This is a genomic window from Paludibaculum fermentans (assembly GCF_051172195.1).
Classification (GTDB): Bacteria; Acidobacteriota; Terriglobia; order Bryobacterales; family Bryobacteraceae; genus Paludibaculum; species Paludibaculum fermentans_A.
In genome coordinates, this window is sequence record NZ_JBPJAQ010000002.1 from 1,668,113 (window position 1) to 1,686,004 (window position 17,892).

Genomic DNA, 17,892 nt, shown 5'->3' on the forward strand with positions numbered 1-17,892 from the left:
GCTGCCGTGACCTTTTTTCGGACCCTCGCTCTCGCCTCCCTCGCCGCCACGGTTTTTGCCCAGGATTCCGCGCCGCCGCTGCGCCTCGCCATCGCCGGCTTGGTCCACGGCCACGTCGATGGATTCCTGCGCAACGCCCAAGGCAAACGCGTCCAGATCGTCGGCCTCTACGACCCCGACACCAAACTCCACGCCAAGTACGCCGAAAAGTATCACCTCGAGCCCGGCCTGTTCTTCACTGACCTGAATGTCATGCTCGACAAGACCAAGCCGGAGGCCGTCGCGTCGTTCACCTCCACCTTCGATCACCCCATCATCGTCCAGGCCGCCTCTATCCGAAAGATTCACGTGATGATGGAGAAACCGCTGGCCGTGAACATGGAACACGCGCGGGCCATCCAACATGCCGCCGCCACCACCGGCATCCACGTCATCGTGAACTACGAGACCACCTGGTATCGCAGCCACGCCGCCATCTACAACCTGGTGAAGAAGCAGAAGGCGATCGGCGATATTCGCAAGATGGTCGCGATGGATGGCCACCAGGGTCCGAAGGAGATCGGAGTCGGGCCGGAGTTCCTCGGCTGGCTGGCTGATCCCGTCAAGAACGGCGCCGGCGCTCTGTTCGACTTCGGCTGCTACGGCGCCAACCTGATGACCTGGCTGATGGACGGCCAGCGGCCCCTCGCCGTCACCGCCATGACACAGCGCATCAAGCCCGCCATTTATCCGAATGTCGACGACGAAGCCAATGTGCTTGTGGAGTATCCCAAGGCCATCGGCATCATCGAAGGCTCCTGGAACTGGCCCTACAGCCGCAAGGACCTCGAAGTCTACACCGAGAAGGGCACGGCCATCGCCGTCGGAGGCAACATCCTGCGCACCCGCCAACCGGGCCGCAATGATGAACGCACCGAGACGCCCGCCGCCCTGCCGGCCGACGAGAGCGATTCGATCTCTTACCTCACGGCCGTGGTGCGCGGCACCCTCAAACCCTCAGGCCTCTCGTCTCTCGAGAACAACATGGTGGTCACCGAGATCCTGGAAGCCGCCCGCGAATCGGCCAAGACCGGGCGCCGCGTCACCTTGAAGTAGCGCTATTCCAACGGCCGGTACCACAGGTTCCGGAACTTCATCGTCGTATCCGGAGCCCCCGGGAACCCCGAATGATCCTGCAGCATCAACGGAGCGGCCTCGCACATTCCAGGCCGGAATCGCAGCTCGCTCCGGTCCTGCACCAGTACACCGTTCAGGTGCAGCGTGACATAGCCGGGCTCCAGTTGCTGCTTCCGCTCTTTGCACTTCGGCAGCCGCACCACGATGTCATAGCTCGACCACTCGCCCGGCTTACGTGACGCATTCACCAGCGGCGGATACTGGTCGTATATCGCACCCACCACGCCCGTGGCGTAGGTCGGATTCTGATACCCGTCCAGCACCTGCAGCTCAGTCAACGACTGCAGATAGACGCCGCTGTTCCCTTTCAGTTGCCCCTTCTGGTCCGGCATCGCCGGAATCTGGAACTCCAGGTGAATCTGTGCACTGCCGATCTTCGCCGCCGTATAAGCATCGCCCGCGCCCGTCTTGCAGTGCATCTCGCCCTTCACCGCCTTGCAGCCCGAAGGGGTTCCATCTTTCTTCACCCACCCCGTCATGTCCTTGCCGTTGAACAGGACCACCGCATCGGAAGCAGGAGCCGAGCCCACGCCCGGAGTCACTACGCTCGGCTGGGCCTCTTCCACTTTCGGTCCGTCAGCCAGCTTGGGCGGAATCGCGGTCGTCACCGAGCCCGTAGCCGCCCACTCCGCTCCACGCACAAACGTCGTGACAAATGCCGGCGTCTTCACCGCCGGACCGTCATGCCCCAACGCCGTCCCGAAGACCCGCCCCTTGCCGTATTCCAGCGTCCACAGCATCGGCTGATTCAGCCCGTCGCCCGGCTTCGGCTGCTTGTCGTTGGCGTTGTAGAGCTTGTGGTCGTCCCACGCCGTGGCCAGCACGTGATAGGTGCCCGTTGGCTGCCAGCGTAGATTCGCATACAGCTCATCATTCGGCTGCCGCAGTTTCTTCGCCAGCCCCTTCGTGATCGGATGGTTCGCATCCGTAATGTCCACCGTGAAATCGTGCGCCGCCGAGTGGTGGCCATAGTTCGGACGCCAGTTGCCGCCCGACATCTTTTCGTACTCCGTCCAGCCGTCAAACGCCGCCGTGGAGAAGTGGTACATCACCAGGCCCTTGCCCTCGCGCACGTAGTTCAACAACGCGGTCTGCGCCCGGTCGCCCCACCACATCTCTTTATTCCGGCCGTCGTAGAAGTTCAGCACCACCAAGTCATACCCGGCCAAGGTTTCATCGCCGGCACCCTTGAACTCCTCGGTCACACGCACGTCGAAACGGCCCGTCTCCGTCAACGCCTTAACCAGCAGCGGCGACACCGTCTTCCAGTCGTGACCGCCCACGGCACCGCCCGTAATCAGCAGCGTCTTGATCTTCGGCGGACCCGCCGGAGCCTGCGCCAGCACCGCCTGCGCCAGAATCAGAAGGAGAGCAAACCATCTCATAATCCGGATACCTCGGTCACATTCTATCCGCTTGCGGCTCCATTGTTATACTCGCCCAATGACTCCCCGGCTCTTCCTGCTCCTGCCCTTCTGTCTGGCCGCCCTTGCCGCCGAGCCCGATTGGCCGAAGATCCAGGCCGAAACCCTCAAACATTTCCAGGCCCTCATCCGCATGGACACCAGCGACCCGCCCGGCAACGAAACCGAGGCCGCCAACTACGTCAAACAGGTGCTGGAAGCTGAAGGCATCCCGGTCAAGACCTTCACCAAGGTGCCCAACCGCCCCAACCTCGTCGCCCGCCTGAAAGGCAACGGCTCCAAGCGGCCCATCCTGATCGTCGGCCACACCGATGTCGTCAACATCGACCCCACCAAGTGGAAGGATCACGGCCCCTTCTCAGCCGACCGCGCCGGCGGCTACATCTACGGCCGCGGCACCGTCGATGACAAGGACAACCTCGTCGCCTGCCTGATGACCATGGTCACCTTGAAGCGCCTCGGCGTCACCCTCGACCGCGACGTCATCTTCCTCGCGGAAGCCGCCGAAGAGGGCAACTCCTCCATCGGAGCCGGCTTCATCGCCGAAGAGCACTGGGCCGAGATCGACGCCGAATTCTGCCTGGCCGAAGGCGGCGGAGCCATGCGCCGCGGCGGCAAGCTCATCTCTGTGAACATCATGACGTCTGAGAAGATCCCGGCCCGCGCCGTTCTCAAGACCTCCGGCACCGCCGGGCACGGCTCCGTCCCGCGCGTCGACAACGCCATCGCCCGTCTCTCCAGCGCCGTGGAAAAAGCCGCCAACTGGCAGCCGCCGATGAAGCTCAACGACACCACCCGCACCTATTTCGAACGCCTCGCCACCGTGAGCGGACCCGAGCAAGCCGCCCGCTACAACGGTCTCGCGAACCCAGACCGCTCCGCCGCCATCCAGGAATACCTGCGCGCCAACGAACCCGCGCACTACTCCATGCTGCGCACCTCCATCTCGCCCACCATCTTTCATGCCGGCTATCGCAACAACGTGATCCCGGCCGCCGCCGAAGTGACGCTCGACATCCGCGCCCTGCCCGGTGAAGACCTCGACGCCTTCTTCGCCGAACTCAAGCGCAAGATTGGTGACGACCAGGTGGAGATCCAGCGCCAGCCCCTCGGCCGTCCGGCGGCGCCCGTCTCCAAGCTCGATACCGAGATGTTCAAAACGCTGGAAGCCATGCAGCGCAAGCACTACCCCGGAGCCGTGACGCTGCCCAGCATGCTCACCGGAGCCACGGATATGTCGTATTTCCGCGCCAAGGGCATGCAGTGCTATGGCGTAGGTCCGCTGCTGGACGTCGAAGAACTGGAGAAGGGCTACGGCGCTCATTCCGACCAGGAGCGCATCCTGGAAGACGAACTCTACCGTTTCCTGCGCTTCCAGTACGACGCCGTAGTAGCAATGTCGGCCCACAACTAATCCAGTGGGGACGTTCCGCCGTGGCCCAAAACGCCGTGAGTCTGCAAGTTCTAAGTAGACCCCAGGTGGCCATGGCCGGAACGTCCCCCAACCGAAGAACCTCCAGGTGAAACAATATCCGTGAAATGTGGAAGTTGTTCGTAACCCTCCTGCTGTCCGCCGCCATGCTGCCTGCCGCCGACCCCCAAGTCCAGGAACGGACCCGCCAGGTGACGAGAACCCCGGGCTTCGTAGCCCTCTGGGACTTCGTCGAGAAAGACGCCGAAGGCTGCTTCACGGCTCATCAGCGACCAGGCGCGACAGCGGACTTCCATCTCGACGCCATCAATTACGTCCACGACTACTGGCAGCAAGGCCGTCCCGCCACCTATGCCGACTTCCCACTGCTGGGCCGTGGCCCCTTCGGCCAGGCGATCCAGATCCGTCAGGAAACGGACCCGAACTTCCGCCCATGCCTGATCCTCCCGAGAGACCGTCTGCATGACACGCCGCTGGACGTGAAGGGCCCGAACCGTTCCGTCTCCATGCTCGTCTGGCTGATCCGCGAAAGCGGCAACCACGCCTTGGCCGGCATCTGGCACGAAGGCACGGACCTCGGCAATGGCGTGGCTCGTGTGGAACGAGGCATGCGCCAGTACGCCCTCTTCGCCGGACTCGCGGCCAACAACGGAGCATCGGCGGTCCACGTCTCCGAAAACGGCCGCAGCTCCTTCGGAGACCGTTACGCCCGAAACCTGGCGTCGACCCCGGAGGTGCTGCCTGCCGTCCCGTCCGGCGCCCCGGAGCAGGTCCTGGACCAGTCGTGGCAGCTCGCCGGCTTCACCTTCGACAACCGGAAGAACGAGGTGACGGCGTATCTGAACGGCAAGGCGACGGAATTCTGGATCGAGAATCCGCAGAAGCACCCCTTCTTCCAATGGCCGGCCAAAGGCTGGCAGCAGGCTCAACTGCACCGTCAACCGGGCCTGCAGGAGGGCGAGGACCCGGCCTTTCCCGCAGACCAGTATTACGAGCCCCCGGAGAGCAAACCGCTACGCCGCCAAGTGGAGCAATCGACGCCGACGAGCCGGCAGGAACTGCAGACGTTTCGCTATACGAAAGTGCGCGTCCATCTGCGGCGGGCAGGGAAGGGCCCTTGGCAGGTGGTCCAAAGGGAACTGGTAGCCCTGAAGGCGAACCCGTTCTGGTTCGGCCACGACCTGTACAACCCAAAGACGAAGGAGGAAGGCGGCCCCTTCACGATAGGGCGGGTGATCCACACGTCCAAAAGCGTGGGCTTTACGGGCTATATCGGAGGTGTCGCGGTGTTCGACCGGGCGCTGACGGCGAAGCAGATGGGGAGCCTGGCGGAGATCGCCAAGCCGGGCCCGATCGCGGCCACGAAATAGCTGGGCATTCCTCGATATTTAGTAGCAAACTGGTGGAATGAGTCCCTCGCGCGAGCCGGCGCCGCAAAAGTGCGATCACAATCCCCCAGATGCAGCAAACGGATTGCCGGGAAGGGAAGACCAGATGTTCGTCGAGCTCGCTGAAAGCTTCCGCAACTCAACCGATCCGGTCGAAGTAGCCCGGCTCGGCGACCAGTTAGGACAAATGGTTTTTGGTGCCTAGATTCCCAGGCAGGGGCAGCATGTCATCGGGAACCTGTTCATTCCGTTCGTCCGCGATTCAGCTCGCCCTGGCCGCCTTCCTGCCACTCGTACCGCTCTACGCCTGCGACTGCAAAGCTCCGCCTGTTCCGGAGGCAGTCCGTCAGGCCGCAGCAGTCTTCACCGGCCAGGTCATCGAGAGGCAGGAACTGGCACCCTCCGAATACGGTCGTCACCGGTACCGAATCCGGTTCAAGGTTATGTCGATTTGGAAGGGGCCAGATTCAAAGGAACTGGCAGTTTACGACCAGAATCCTGCCGGCGACTGCGGTGGCTGGGGCTTCAAATTAGGCAAGGAATACGTCGTATTCGCGCGCAAAATCCAAGCCACAAAACACGTCATCGTCCGAGTGGAAGACCGCAACGTCGAGTGGCCCGATCCCTGGAAGGGCGTCCTGCCCGTCGGCCGCCGGATCCTCATCAGCGGGCAGTGTACACACACGGCTGAGATCGGGTCAGTAGCCGCCACCCGAATCATTCAAGAGTTGGGTAAACCGCGCCATCCGGTCAGGTAGCCGGCGCGTGCATCTATACTGAATGACCGTTGAATCCCTGAAACACAAAGCTTGATCGGAGCGCCGAAGTCCCTACAACTGCGACCGCACCGCATGCAGCTCCGCCTCAAACTGCACCATCAGCCCCTCTTCCAGATCCACCCGCCCAATCCGCTTCAGCGCCTCTGCCGTCGGCTCCGCCAACTGCTCATCCGTATCCGTGATCCCGTGCTTCGCTTCATTCGCCAGCGAATTCGCGGTCTCCACCACGGCGCTTAACGTCAACGGGCCCTTGCTGCCCACCGTCGGATCGATCTCAGACCGGTGGTGGTACAACACCGCCTTCTGGATCAACACCGGCAGATTCCAGCGCGATAACGCCGCCGCCGACAACTCAGCATGCGTCACGTCCAACATCTTGTGCTCGCAAACTTCCAGCGGCTGCCCGGAATCCCGATGCTCGTTCTGGATCAGCACGAACTCTTTCGGCAGCGCGATCGCAATCATCATCCGCCCCAGGTCGTGCAGCAGCCCGGCCACAAACGCGCCTTCCGGGAAGTCCACCTTGGTCTTCTGCACCAGCAGATCGGACAGAATCGCCACCGAAACCGAATGATCGTTGAATCGCGCCATCGACCAGCCCGGCGGCGTCGCCACCTTGGCCCACATCCTCGATACCGACAGGCCCAGCAGGTAGTTGCGCAGCTTATTGATGCCCAGAATCGACACCGCCGCCCGCACACTGCTGATCGTCCCGCGCCGCCCATACAGCGCCGAATTCACCAGCCGCAGGATGTTGCCCGACAAGACCGTGTCCCGCTCAATCACATCCGCCAGCCGCGCGAACGACACGTCGTCATCCGCCAGGCTCGCGATCAGATGGTTGAGCACCGGCGAAAACGGCGGCAGCTTGTCGAGGCTGCGCATAGCCAGTTCGCGGTAGGAGACGCGGTTTAGGATACTCGGGCTCACGATATCTCTATCGGCCTCACACGCCACGGTATCCAGGGCGATATAGGCTTTTTAATTTCTTTGTCCCTATCGGCTGGCCAGTACTATTACCTAGAACTAGGCCTCCCCAGGGCCTTAATGTAAATCACCTGATAGCAGTCCGCGACAGGAGTCCCGCTAGCCGCGCGGCAAGGGCTTGCGAGCCCAGGGCGCGAAGAGCCGGCCGAACGAGTGCCGGCCACTCGGAGGTCGGCTCGACACTGCCATGGGCCGCAACCCCTTGTCGCCCTTTGGGTTCGCTCCGGCGCCGGCCTTCCCCCACTCAATGAGGGGACCCTATGCGGAATGGCTTCGAAATCGCCTTGAGGTTCATTCCGTTACCGGCGGCGGTGCGAACGCGGCTGCGCGACTACTGTCACGGGCTGCTAACCAGCTACGATAGATTCGAGTGCTTCCAGAACCCGGGCCCGCCATCGAAGTGACAGACCTACGTAAGGTTTACGGCGAGAAAGCCGCTGTCGACGGACTCACCCTCCGTGTCGAACGCGGCTGCTTCTTCGGCTTTCTCGGTCCCAATGGCGCCGGCAAAACCACCACCATCCGCATGCTGATGGGCCTCGCTCCGGCCACCTCCGGCTCCATCCGGATCCTTGGCCACGACATGCCCGGCGATGCCGTCGCCATCAAAAGCAAAATCGGACTCGTGCCCGACGATACCCTCCTCTTCGATCACCTCACCGGCGGCGAGTTCATCGAGTTTGTCGGACGTATGTACGGCCTCGGCCGCGACCTCGCCCACCAGCGCACCTCCGAGCTCCTCGAACTCTTCGAACTCCACGGCGCCGGCCGCAAACTGATCGGGGAATACTCCAAGGGCATGAAGAAGCGCGTCGCCATGGCCGCCGCCCTCATCCACCGGCCCGAACTCTACCTCCTCGACGAGCCCTTCGAAGGCGTCGATGCCGTCGGCGCGCGCCTCATGAAGGACATCCTCCTCGATCAGGTCCGCCAGGGCGCCACCATTTTCCTCACCTCCCACGTTCTCGAAGTCGTTGAACGCCTCTGCGACCGCGTCGCCATCATCAACCAGGGCCGCATTGCCGTCGATGGTCCACTCTCCGAACTCCGAGCCGGTGTCGCCGCCGATCCCGACCGTCCCGGCGCCCCCGAAACATTGGAAGACATCTTTGTTCGCGTCGTCGGCGGACCGGCCCGCGCCTCTGAATCCATCGACTGGCTGTGAAACGCCAATGAACTTCCTCAACGATCAGGTCCGCGCCATTCTCTGGGCCCAGTTCAAGGGGATCTACAACAAGTTCTCCGGCGGCGGCTCCAGTTCCGGGCGCGCGGTCTACTGGATCTCCTCACTCGTCTGGTATGGCGGCGTCTGTTTCCTCGCCTTCCTGGCTGCCACCGGCATCCCGCAGATCTCCACCAACAACACGTTGGCCACCGTCATCGGCACCGGCCTGCTGGTCGCCACCGTCTACTGGCAGTTCGTCCCCGTCATGCTGGCCACCACCGGCGTCTCGCTCGACCTTCGCCGCCTGATCGTCTACCCCATCCTGCCGGCCAAACTCTTCGTCATCGAAGTACTGCTGCGCCTCACCACGGGCGCCGAGGTCGTCCTCATTATCATTGGCGGAGCCATCGGCCTCCTGCGCAGCCCCATCGTGCCCTGGTGGGGCGCCCTGGCGTTGATCCCCTTCTGCGCCTTCAACCTGCTGCTCTCTGCCGGAGTCCGCGACCTGCTCACTCGCCTGCTGGCCCGCCGCGGCGTTCGCGAAGTGGTGGTCTTCGGTTTCGTCCTGCTCAGCGCCCTGCCGCAGTTGATCGTCACCTTCTTCCCGCCCGACAAATGGAAGGGCCTCTACCAGCAGTACGGCAGCCGCATCCCCGATTTCCCCTGGCCCTGGCGCGCCACCGCCCAGCTGGCCGCCGGCGGTTTCGCCCTGCTGCCACTGCTCGCACTCGTCGCCTGGGTAGCCGTGGCCGCCTGGTTCGGATACTCGCAATTCCAGCGCGGCCTGCGCTGGGATGCCGCCGAGGTGATCTCGAAGGAACGCTCCACCTCCTCCGCCCGGGCCATCTCCCTCGCCGAGGCTTTCTACCGCTGGCCCGGCAAAGTGCTGCCGGAGCCGCTCAGCATCCTGGTCGAGAAGGAGATCCGCTCCCTCATCCGCGCGCCCCGTTTCCGGCTGGTCTTCTTCATGGGCTTCAGTTTCGGCCTCGTCATCTGGCTGCCCATGATCCTGGGCCGCAACAGCACCCGCGGCGTGTTCAGTGAAAACATCCTGGTCTGGGTCAGCCTCTATGCCGCCCTGCTGTTGGGCGAGGTGCTCTTCTGGAACTGTTTCGGCTTCGACCGCACGGCCACGCAGGCTTACTACGTGATGCCCGTGACCCTCACCACGGTACTGCTCGCCAAGAACATCACGGCGGTCTTTTTCCTGCTGCTGGAAGTCACCATCGTCACCTGCGTCGTGCTGCTGCTGCGCCTGAAGTTTCCGCTCTACAAAATCCCGGAAGCCTACGCGGTCACCCTTCTGCTCTGCACCTTCCTGCTGGCCATGGGCAACCTGGCGTCCACCCATTTCCCGCGGCCTGTGGATGCGTCGCAGTCCTGGCGCCGTTCTTCCAGCGGCAAAGTGCAGGGCATGCTGCTGCTCTTCTACCCCATCCTGGCGATTCCCGTGGCCCTGGCTTATCTGGCGCGCTACGCCTTCGACTCCCACTGGGCGTTTTACATCGTGCTCAGCAGCGCGTTCCTCGTGGCGGGCATGACTTACTGGGTATCCCTTGACGCGTCCGTGCAAGCCGCCGATAAAAGAAGAGAGGCGATCCTCTCCGCGTTGTCCAGCGGCGAAGGACCCATCTCCTGAATCATGCGCGCTCGAACCTCCTCCTGGATGCCTGCCATCGTTCTGGCCACCCTACCCATCTCCGCCGCCTGGAACGAAACCAAGTCCGGCCCGTTCATCGTCTACACCGACGCCGGTGACGACCGCGCCCGCGCCGCCCTCTACCACCTGGAACAGTTCCGTTTCATCTTCGGCGAAGCCGTCGGCCGCAAGGAACTCACCTCCGTTTGGCCCATCACCGTCATTGTCTCCAAACCTTCGAAAAACCCGCCTCCTCCGCGCATCGGCTTCACGCGCGACGGCTGGCTGGTCACCTGGCCTGCAGGCAGCACCCCGCCCATCGCCTGGTTCCGCCAGCTTGCCGTCATGTTCATTGAGGACAACCTTACCGGCCGCATCCCCGACGAGTACGAAGCCGCCATGGCCGACCTCTTCTCCACCATGGAACTCAAGGGCGGCAAGGTCGTCCTCGGAGTCCCTCCGCCGCAGGACGCCCGCACCAAAACCTGGGCCCTGCTCCAATACCTGCTCACTAATCCCGAATCCGCTGTCCGCACCAAAGTCCTGCTCTCAAACCTCGCCAACGGAGCCGAGCCCGACGCTGCCTTCCGCAATGCGTTCGGCAAGCCCAAGGCCGCCATCGATGCCGAAGTCGAGCAGTATTTGAAATCGGGCAACTTCCTCACCGTCACGCTAGCCGGCCGCCCGCTCGACCCCGACCGCGCCTTCACCTTCGTGCCCATGCTGCCCTCCCGCCTGCGTGTCCTGCCCGGCGATGAACTCATGGCCCAACAGGCTGCCCCGGACAAGGTCCGCATCGCCTATCAGACCGCCCAGAACGACCGCCCCGGTCCCCTCGGCTTTGAAGGCCTCGGCCTCGCCCTGCTTGCCGAAAAGCAGCCCGAAGACGCGAAGAAGGCCCTGCAGCAGATGGCCCTCGATACTGAAAATGCCGGGGCCCGCGGCCTCTACGAACTCGGCCTGCTCGACAAAGACAAGAAACTGCTGGAGCGCGCCGCCACGCGCAATCCGCGTTGGGCTGAGCCCTATGCCCAGCTCGCCGCGATGGAGCCCGGGCCCATCCGCAAAGCGGCCCTCTATAAGAAGGCTACGGAACTCACTCCGCGCAATCCCAAATACTGGATCGAACTCGCCAAGGCCCAATTCGACGGCAAGAAATACGACGACGCCGAGAAGGCCTGGCGTGCCGCCGAACGCGTCGCTCCCAACGAGAAGGAACGCGCCGTCATCACCGCCGCCCGCGAACAGTTCGAACAGACGCGCTACGATCTGCAAGCCGCCGAAAAGGCCCGTCTCAAGAAGGAAGAACAGGACGAGCTCGAGCGCGTGAAGAACGAGAGCCTGGCCAGCATCCGCGCCGCCGAGGCCGCTGCCAACGCCAAGGGCGGCGGAGTCGGCAATAAGAAAGTGGAGCAGTGGTGGGACGGTCCGCCCGCCGTGGGCTTCACCGGAACGCTCGACGGCGTCACATGCCGGGCCGGCGGCAAAGCCACTCTTTCCGCCCGTGGCTCCGACGGCAAGCCCGTCTCGTTCATCATCAACGACCCCGGCAAAATCGCCGTCTTCGGAGCCAACCAGGCACAGATCCAGCTCTCCTGCGGACCGCAGCGCCCGCCCCGCCGTGTGAAGATCGAATATGTGGACAAGCCCGGTCCCAAGGAAGTCGTGACGGTCGAACTCCAGTAATGGTCTCCCAACTACGCTGGCTGGCGATCGCCGTCTTCGCGCTGGCCAACGCCCTCAACTTCATGGACCGCCAGATCCTGGCCGCGCTCGCGCCCCAGTTGATGCGCGAGTTCCACATCAACGCCGGCGGCTATGGCGACGTGATCCTCGTCTTCTCGCTAACCTACGCCTTGGCCGCGCCGCTGGCCGGACTGCTGATCGATCGTCTCGGCCTTCCCATCGGAGCCTCCCTCTCCGTCGGGCTCTGGTCCTTCGCCGGCATGGCCACCGGCTTCACCAGTTCCCTCAGGGGCCTCATGACCACGCGCGGGCTGCTGGGCCTGGGCGAATCCGGCGGCATCCCCGCCACCGGCAAAGCCTCGGCCATCTACCTGCCGCCCCGCGAACGTGCCATGGGCGCCGCCGTTTTTCAAATCGGACTCACCCTCGGAGCCATCGCCGCACCCCTGCTGGCCGAAACGATTTCGAGACTCTACGGCTGGCGCATGGCGTTTGTGATGCTCGGCGCGTTCGGGTTCCTCTGGATCCCGCTTTGGTTCTTCGTCTCCAAGCGTGTTCCGCAGCTGCCGGAAACAAAAGCGGCCGCGCCGGCCCGCGCCATCCTACAGGACCGCCGCTACTGGGCGTTGCTTGCGGCCAACGTTCTGCTCATGTCTGTTTACTCGCTGTGGGTGAACTGGACTACAGTATTCCTGGTGCGTGTTCATCACATGCCGCAGCACGAAGCCAACTTCCAGCTCGCCTGGATTCCGCCCATCTTCGCTACCGCCGGCGGCCTCTTCGGAGGCTGGCTGACCATGCGCTGGGCCGGCCAGAAGGCCGACGTGACCCCGGCCCGCCTGCGCGTCATCCTGTGCGGCTCGCTGCTGCTGCTGTTCGGGGCGCTGGTGCCGTTCATGCCCACTCCGGGACTCGCCACCGCCTTCATCTGCCTGTCGTTCTTTGCCTGCGTCGCCTCCAGCGTGAACATCTACGCGCTGCCGCTCGACCTCTTCGGAGCAGGGCACGCCGCCTTCGCCGTCTCGGGCCTGACGAGCGTCTACGGGCTGCTGCAGGGTGTATTTTCGAGTGGGGTCGGCCGCGTCGTCGATCGGTATGGCTTCACTCCGGTCTGCCTCGGGGTCGCTGTGTTGCCCATGGCCTCGTGGCTGGTCCTGCAAATCGCCCTCCGCCCGAAAGCATGAAGCAGTTTCTCAAGCGCGCGTTCTTCTCGCTGCTCGGCAAGGAACCCGAAGCGGTCATCGCCATCTTCGGTCCGGGTCCGCATGGCGACAAGCTGCGCGAACTAGTCCCTGATCGGCGAGTGGTATATATCCCCGTCGAGGAGGGGGATAGTACCGGCGAAATCTGGCTTAGGGCGAGACGGGCGCTGGCTCCTTACCGGGTGGGCCTGGCCGCGGCTCCGGTTTCCCACCGTGGAGTACTCACGGCGGCCTGCACCGTTTGTGCCGGCAAAGTGCTCGCTTTTCACGGTAATTTGGACCGTCACCATTTGCACTGGTCGACACCCCTCGCTTCGGCCCTTTTTGTCGCCGGCGTGCCCCTGGACCGCATCTGGTTGCGGCCCTCCTGGTGGCCCGGACGGAAGCGCGAAGTCTCTGATTTGCCTAGAGTTTGGCGCAAGATCGAGGGCCGTCCGGCTCGCGACGGCGCACTGAAAGTCGCGGTCCTCAGCCCCTACTGCCCCTACCCGCTGTCGCATGGCGGAGCCGTCCGGATCTACAATTTGCTACGGAACGCATCGAGATATTGCGATGTGACGATATTTGCCTTTGAAGATGGACAGTCGGAATCGGACTTCGCGCAGCTCACTGAATTCTGCACAACTCTGTATATTGCGAAGAAACCGCGCTATCGAGAACCGCGCTGGTCGACCCTTTTGCCGCCCGAGGCGTGCGAGTATTACACCCCGGAATTGCACGAGCAACTCCGGCGGGAACTGAACGGCCAAATCCTCCAGGTGGAGTACACGATGCTGGGCCGCTACGGCGGCGACGTCCTGGTGGAACACGATGTCACCTGGGATCTCTTCGAGCAGCTGCATGCGCAGGAGCGGTCGCTGCGCTCGTGGTGGGATCTGTACCGCTGGCGCCGGTATGAGAAGCAAGTGCTGAAGCGGTTCCCCCGGGTGGTGGCGATGAGCGACAAGGATGCCGGCCTGCTGAACCACCCCGGTGCGGCCGTGATTCCCAATGGTGTCGACCTGGAACGGTTCCTCCCGGCTCCTGAAGAGGGACCGGCGCGGCGGTTGCTGTTCATTGGCAGCTTTCGGCACTTCCCGAACGTGGCTGCTTACCGCTTCTTCCGGGAGCAGGTCTGGCCCATTCTTTCGAAGGAGTTAGGGGATCTGGAGGTGGATGTGGTGGCCGGTCCGGACCCGCATCTGTACTGGAGCCAGCCCGCGGGCGACCCGCGCATCCGGCTGCATGGCTTCATTTCGGACGTGCGTCCTTTCTATAAAGATACGCATCTAGTACTGATTCCCACGGTGGTGTCGGCGGGTACGAACCTGAAGGCCCTGGAAGCGATGGCGACCCAGCGGGCCATCGTATCAACACCTTCGGGTGTGGCGGGGCTGGGGTTGGAACACGGCAAGAGTGTGTGGATTGCAGACACGGCCCGGGAGTTTGCCGAGGGCATCCAGTATCTACTGGAAGACAAAGAGCGCAGGACGGCGCTGGCGCAGGCCGCGTACGAGTTGGCGATCGAACGCTACGGCTGGCCGGCGCTGGCCGCGAAACAGGTGGAAGTATGGCGGAAGCAATGACGATACGACCGATGACGATGGCGGACATGGATGCAATCGAGCGGCTCCAGAAGGCGAACCCCACGGGGGCGCAATGGAACCCGATCGACTACCTGGCCTATAGCACCATGATGGCCGAGAAAGACGGCGCCGTGATCGGGTTCCTGTGCTTCCATCCCCTGCCGAATGGGGTGGATGGACGGACAGAGGCGGAGATCCTGAATGTTGCGATTGAACCGGCGCAGAAGCGGCGGGGCGTGGCCACTCAGCTGCTGGCGACTCTCGATTTTCAGGTCCTGTATCTGGATGTGCGCGAGACGAACAGGCCCGCACTGGAGTTCTATCGCAAGCACGGGTTCAAGAAAACGGGTCACCGCCGTAAGTACTACAACTACCCCGTAGAAGATTCGATCATGATGACCCGCGGATAACAGGATCAAAAGCCCCTGTTTTCAAGGGGTCTGGCGGTCCACCCATCGTACGGCGTTCATGGGATTGTAAGATGCTGGCAAAAATGATAGTGTCGTGGTGTCAGCGGCCCTGAGGGGCTCCGCTGAACCTTATGATGCAGTTGTTGAGAGCACACCGAGCCAGTGTCCAAGTCAACCCGACTCGGCGTGGATCCCGATACAAGGAGAACCACCCATATGGAGAAATTCTCGCAGGAAGAGCTCAAGGCGTACCTGATGCAAGCCAACGACGAGTTTCGAGCCCTCGCTGAGAAGCATGCTGAGTATAAGCGGCAGATCGATGCGATCGAACACAAGTCGCCGTTGACTGATCAAGACGAGATTGAGGAACACCGGCTGAAGAAACTGAAGCTCCACATCAAAGATCAGATGCAGGAGATCATGAACCGGCACCGGGCTACGCAGGTAGCCTGAACTCAGCTCGCCAGCATCTGGTGCGCGTTAAAAATTTCGACTGAAGGCCCCGGTGAAGCTCCTCGGCTCGCCGGGGCTTTTTAGTGTGGTATTCTCCCCGCAATGCCGGAACTCGCGGTCATCGTCCCTACTTTCAATGAGAAAACGAACGTTCTGCCCCTGATTGAAGCAGTGGACCGGGCGCTGGCCGGCATTGAGTATGAAATCGTATTTGTAGACGATGACTCGCTCGACGGCACGTCCGAGCATGTCCGTGCTGTCGCCCAAACCAATCCCCGGATCCGGATCCTCCAAAGAATCAATAGGAAAGGCCTCGCCTCGGCCGTAATTGAGGGCATGATGTCGACCAGCACGCCTTACCTGGCGGTGATCGACGGCGACATGCAGCATGACGAACGCGTGCTGCCCCAGATGTTGTCTAAGTTGAAGCAACAGCAGCTGGATATCGTCGTCGGCTCGCGGCATGTCGAAGGCGGCGGGATGGGCGAGTTCTCGCAGTCGAGGGTGCTGTTGTCGAATGCCGGCAAGGCACTGAGCCGCTCGATTTCGAAGACGCCGGTGTCGGATCCGATGAGCGGCTTTTTCCTGTTGGACCGGCGCTTCCTGGACGAAGTCGTGAGGGATCTCTCGAGCACCGGCTTTAAGATTCTATTGGACTTGCTGGCCAGTGCGCGCCGCCCGGTACAGCTGGGCGAAGTCGGCTACACGTTCCGGGTGCGGGCGCGCGGCGAGAGCAAACTGAACATCATCGTCAGCCTGGAGTACCTGCATCTGCTGCTGGACAAGTGGGTGGGCGCCTATGTGCCGGTGACCTATGTGATTTTCGGCATGGTGGGCGCCTTCGGCGTGCTGGTGAATCTGTCCATCATCCTGCTGATGCTGCGCTTTGGGGTGGAGTTCTCGCAAGCCTTCATCTGGTCTTCGTCGATCGTGATTGCCGTGAACTTCTTCCTGAACAACGCGTTCACGTTCCGCTCCAGAAGGCTGCAGGGCGCGGGGCTGATGGTGGGCCTGGTGCTGTTCTACCTGGCCTGCCTGATCGGCCTGATGGTGAATCTGGAGATCGCCAACAGCTTGAGGGCGCAGGGGTTCCCGTTGTGGCTGGCCAGCCTGACGGGTGTCACCCTGTCGTCGGTCTGGAACTACTGGATCACGTCGATCCTGGTGTGGCGGGCGCACCGCAGGGGGCTGCGGCGGCCCGCAATTTCCTAGTCGCCGGTTACCGGAGCCACCAGCATCGGGGTCGTCGTCGGAGCAGCCGAGCCTGCTTCCGGCTCGACGCTAAGTGCCAGCGCTGCCGTACTTCCGGGCGCAATTTGGGTCTCGAACAGGTGGACGACGTTGCCTGCCGCATCAGGCCGGAACAGGCCGGCGGGCCTGGGGTTCTGTCCCTTGGGAATGATCCACATCTGATAGACGTGGGCGGAATCGAGGCCAGCCAGGTTGGCGCCGATCACGACGACGCCGCGGCGCGGATTGAGGAAGTAAGTCGCCCGCGGTTTGACCTCTTCGCGGCCGGCGGTGGCGAGGCGGGTGCCGGGATCGCCGAGAACCGCCAAGGCCTGCTGGATGCGCGCGGAACGCTCTTTTTGCGATTCGAGCTGATGGCGGGCGTCGGCCAGCAGGGTCTGCTGTTCGTGATTCTGGTTGCCCATCCAGACGGTGAGCAGCAGGAGTCCGGCGGCGATTCCGGCCCAGATGAATGACCAGGCAGGCGAGGATTCGCGGCCGGTGAGGGTGCGGATGACGGCGCCGCGCAGGCCGCGGCGCGGAGCCAGTTCGTCGACGCTTCGCATAATGATGGAGTTCAGCGCCAGGGCATGGCGGAGGCGGGCCTGGCAGGTTTCGCAGCCGGTATTGAGGTGTGCGCTGAGTTCGGCCTGCTCGGCCTGTTCCAGCAGGCCGAGTGCGTAGAGTTCGAACTCCTCGACGTACTTGTCGCAGTTCATGCGGGCACCTTCGCGTCGAGTTCATCGCGCAGCAGCTTCAGGCCGGTGCGCAGCCACGTTTTGACGGTGCCCAGGGGCTGGCTGATGCGTTCCGCGATTTCGGTTTGGGAGAGGCCCTCGAAGTAAGCCAGCTCGATGACCTGGCGGTGAGTATCCTTCAACTTCGTGATGGCGGCGCGAACCTGGTGGATGCGGTCCGACTGGATGAGATCCTCTTCGATGCCCTGGAAGAGGGCGGGTTCGTCCATGCGGTCCATGGCGACTTCGCCTTTCCACTGGCGGCCGGTGACGGAGCGCAGGTAGTCGATGGCCTGGTTGCGGGCGACGGCGAGGATCCAGGTGGTGAAGCCGCCTTTTTCGGCATCGAAGAACTGCGAGCGATGCCAGACACGCAGGAACGCTTCCTGCACGAGCTCTTCGGCGACGGCTTGGTTGCGCACCATGCGGAAGACGAGCGAATAGATGAGGCGACCGTAGCGGTCGTAGAGCTCGGCCGCGGCATCGGGTTCGCGGCGTTTCAGGCGCTCGAGGAAGGCGCGATCTTCCGGGGTCCGCAGCAGGGCGGTGGCGAGCGGGACGAGGATCCAGACACACATCCAAGCAAACGATCTCACGTGGTGTTTTTGCCTTTCACGAA

At 63.0% G+C, this 17,892-nt stretch carries 16 protein-coding genes; 12 read left to right on the forward strand and 4 right to left on the reverse strand.

Annotated elements, in window-relative coordinates; all coding sequences use genetic code 11:
• Positions 1–6: 6 nt before the first annotated feature.
• The gene (locus ACR9Y2_RS33205; protein ID WP_435046180.1) at positions 7–1,095 is read left to right on the forward strand and encodes a Gfo/Idh/MocA family protein; all 1,089 of its coding nucleotides are present in this window, start codon (positions 7–9) and stop codon (positions 1,093–1,095) included.
• 2 nt (positions 1,096–1,097) lie between these two features.
• On the opposite strand, the gene ACR9Y2_RS33210 is transcribed toward ACR9Y2_RS33205, so the two are convergent.
• Entirely contained in the window at positions 1,098–2,561 is a 1,464-nt protein-coding gene (locus tag ACR9Y2_RS33210) for a ThuA domain-containing protein (protein ID WP_435046181.1), read from the reverse strand.
• Positions 2,562–2,619: 58 nt separating this feature from the next.
• Between ACR9Y2_RS33210 and ACR9Y2_RS33215 the strand changes: the two genes are divergently transcribed.
• From ACR9Y2_RS33215 to ACR9Y2_RS33225, 3 genes are all read left to right on the forward strand, one after another.
• A complete protein-coding gene (locus ACR9Y2_RS33215; protein WP_435046182.1) occupies positions 2,620–4,014 on the forward strand; it encodes a M20/M25/M40 family metallo-hydrolase in 1,395 nt (464 codons plus the stop codon).
• A 125-nt stretch (positions 4,015–4,139) separates the two neighbouring features.
• A complete protein-coding gene (locus tag ACR9Y2_RS33220; protein ID WP_435046183.1) occupies positions 4,140–5,402 on the forward strand; it encodes a hypothetical protein in 1,263 nt (420 codons plus the stop codon).
• Positions 5,403–5,644: 242 nt separating this feature from the next.
• Positions 5,645–6,178: a hypothetical protein gene (locus ACR9Y2_RS33225; RefSeq protein ID WP_435046184.1), complete on the forward strand. Its 534-nt coding sequence runs from the start codon at positions 5,645–5,647 to the stop codon at positions 6,176–6,178.
• Between the two features lie 72 nt (positions 6,179–6,250).
• Here the strand turns inward: ACR9Y2_RS33225 and ACR9Y2_RS33230 are convergent, their stop codons facing one another.
• Complete coding sequence (locus ACR9Y2_RS33230; protein ID WP_435046185.1) at positions 6,251–7,129, reverse strand: HDOD domain-containing protein; 879 nt, start codon at positions 7,127–7,129, stop codon at positions 6,251–6,253.
• A 427-nt stretch (positions 7,130–7,556) separates the two neighbouring features.
• On the opposite strand from ACR9Y2_RS33230, the gene ACR9Y2_RS33235 reads away from it, so the two are divergent.
• The 8 genes from ACR9Y2_RS33235 to ACR9Y2_RS33270 all read left to right on the forward strand — a co-directional run bounded on the left by ACR9Y2_RS33235 (position 7,557) and on the right by ACR9Y2_RS33270 (position 16,518).
• Positions 7,557–8,351, forward strand: coding sequence for an ABC transporter ATP-binding protein (locus tag ACR9Y2_RS33235; protein WP_435046186.1), 795 nt, complete (start codon positions 7,557–7,559; stop codon positions 8,349–8,351).
• A 7-nt stretch (positions 8,352–8,358) separates the two neighbouring features.
• Positions 8,359–9,990, forward strand: coding sequence for a hypothetical protein (locus ACR9Y2_RS33240; RefSeq protein ID WP_435046187.1), 1,632 nt, complete (start codon positions 8,359–8,361; stop codon positions 9,988–9,990).
• A gap of 27 nt (positions 9,991–10,017) precedes the next feature.
• Positions 10,018–11,676, forward strand: coding sequence for a tetratricopeptide repeat protein (locus ACR9Y2_RS33245; protein WP_435046188.1), 1,659 nt, complete (start codon positions 10,018–10,020; stop codon positions 11,674–11,676).
• Positions 11,676–12,860 (forward strand): MFS transporter, encoded by a 1,185-nt coding sequence (locus ACR9Y2_RS33250; RefSeq protein WP_435046189.1) that lies wholly within the window; start codon positions 11,676–11,678, stop codon positions 12,858–12,860. The genes ACR9Y2_RS33245 and ACR9Y2_RS33250 overlap by 1 nt, the downstream gene beginning before the upstream one ends.
• Positions 12,857–14,443: a glycosyltransferase gene (locus ACR9Y2_RS33255; RefSeq protein ID WP_435046190.1), complete on the forward strand. Its 1,587-nt coding sequence runs from the start codon at positions 12,857–12,859 to the stop codon at positions 14,441–14,443. The genes ACR9Y2_RS33250 and ACR9Y2_RS33255 overlap by 4 nt, the downstream gene beginning before the upstream one ends.
• Complete coding sequence (locus ACR9Y2_RS33260; protein WP_435046191.1) at positions 14,440–14,853, forward strand: GNAT family N-acetyltransferase; 414 nt, start codon at positions 14,440–14,442, stop codon at positions 14,851–14,853. Before ACR9Y2_RS33255 ends, ACR9Y2_RS33260 begins: the two co-directional genes overlap by 4 nt.
• Positions 14,854–15,069: 216 nt before the next feature.
• Positions 15,070–15,306: a YdcH family protein gene (locus ACR9Y2_RS33265; protein ID WP_194451413.1), complete on the forward strand. Its 237-nt coding sequence runs from the start codon at positions 15,070–15,072 to the stop codon at positions 15,304–15,306.
• A 102-nt stretch (positions 15,307–15,408) separates the two neighbouring features.
• On the forward strand, positions 15,409–16,518 hold the full coding sequence (locus tag ACR9Y2_RS33270; protein WP_435046192.1) for a glycosyltransferase: 1,110 nt from the start codon (positions 15,409–15,411) through the stop codon (positions 16,516–16,518).
• On the opposite strand, the gene ACR9Y2_RS33275 is transcribed toward ACR9Y2_RS33270, so the two are convergent.
• A complete protein-coding gene (locus ACR9Y2_RS33275; protein WP_435046193.1) occupies positions 16,515–17,255 on the reverse strand; it encodes an anti-sigma factor in 741 nt (246 codons plus the stop codon). The two genes, ACR9Y2_RS33270 and ACR9Y2_RS33275, sit on opposite strands and share 4 nt — an antisense overlap.
• Positions 17,252–17,869, reverse strand: coding sequence for a sigma-70 family RNA polymerase sigma factor (locus tag ACR9Y2_RS33280; RefSeq protein ID WP_435046194.1), 618 nt, complete (start codon positions 17,867–17,869; stop codon positions 17,252–17,254). Before ACR9Y2_RS33280 ends, ACR9Y2_RS33275 begins: the two co-directional genes overlap by 4 nt.
• Between the last annotated feature and the right edge of the window lie 23 nt (positions 17,870–17,892).

Excerpts from the sequence above, each read along its gene's own strand:
- ACR9Y2_RS33210 (WP_435046181.1), bottom strand. The coding sequence starts at position 2,561 with ATGAGATGGTTTGCTCTCCTTCTGATTCTGGCGCAGGCGGTGCTGGCG.
- ACR9Y2_RS33215 (WP_435046182.1), top strand. The coding sequence starts at position 2,620 with ATGACTCCCCGGCTCTTCCTGCTCCTGCCCTTCTGTCTGGCCGCCCTT.
- ACR9Y2_RS33220 (WP_435046183.1), top strand. The coding sequence starts at position 4,140 with ATGTGGAAGTTGTTCGTAACCCTCCTGCTGTCCGCCGCCATGCTGCCT.
- ACR9Y2_RS33225 (WP_435046184.1), top strand. The coding sequence starts at position 5,645 with ATGTCATCGGGAACCTGTTCATTCCGTTCGTCCGCGATTCAGCTCGCC.
- ACR9Y2_RS33240 (WP_435046187.1), top strand. The coding sequence starts at position 8,359 with ATGAACTTCCTCAACGATCAGGTCCGCGCCATTCTCTGGGCCCAGTTC.
- ACR9Y2_RS33245 (WP_435046188.1), top strand. The coding sequence starts at position 10,018 with ATGCCTGCCATCGTTCTGGCCACCCTACCCATCTCCGCCGCCTGGAAC.
- ACR9Y2_RS33250 (WP_435046189.1), top strand. The coding sequence starts at position 11,676 with ATGGTCTCCCAACTACGCTGGCTGGCGATCGCCGTCTTCGCGCTGGCC.
- ACR9Y2_RS33255 (WP_435046190.1), top strand. The coding sequence starts at position 12,857 with ATGAAGCAGTTTCTCAAGCGCGCGTTCTTCTCGCTGCTCGGCAAGGAA.
- ACR9Y2_RS33260 (WP_435046191.1), top strand. The coding sequence starts at position 14,440 with ATGACGATACGACCGATGACGATGGCGGACATGGATGCAATCGAGCGG.
- ACR9Y2_RS33265 (WP_194451413.1), top strand. The coding sequence starts at position 15,070 with ATGGAGAAATTCTCGCAGGAAGAGCTCAAGGCGTACCTGATGCAAGCC.
- ACR9Y2_RS33270 (WP_435046192.1), top strand. The coding sequence starts at position 15,409 with ATGCCGGAACTCGCGGTCATCGTCCCTACTTTCAATGAGAAAACGAAC.
- ACR9Y2_RS33275 (WP_435046193.1), bottom strand. The coding sequence starts at position 17,255 with ATGAACTGCGACAAGTACGTCGAGGAGTTCGAACTCTACGCACTCGGC.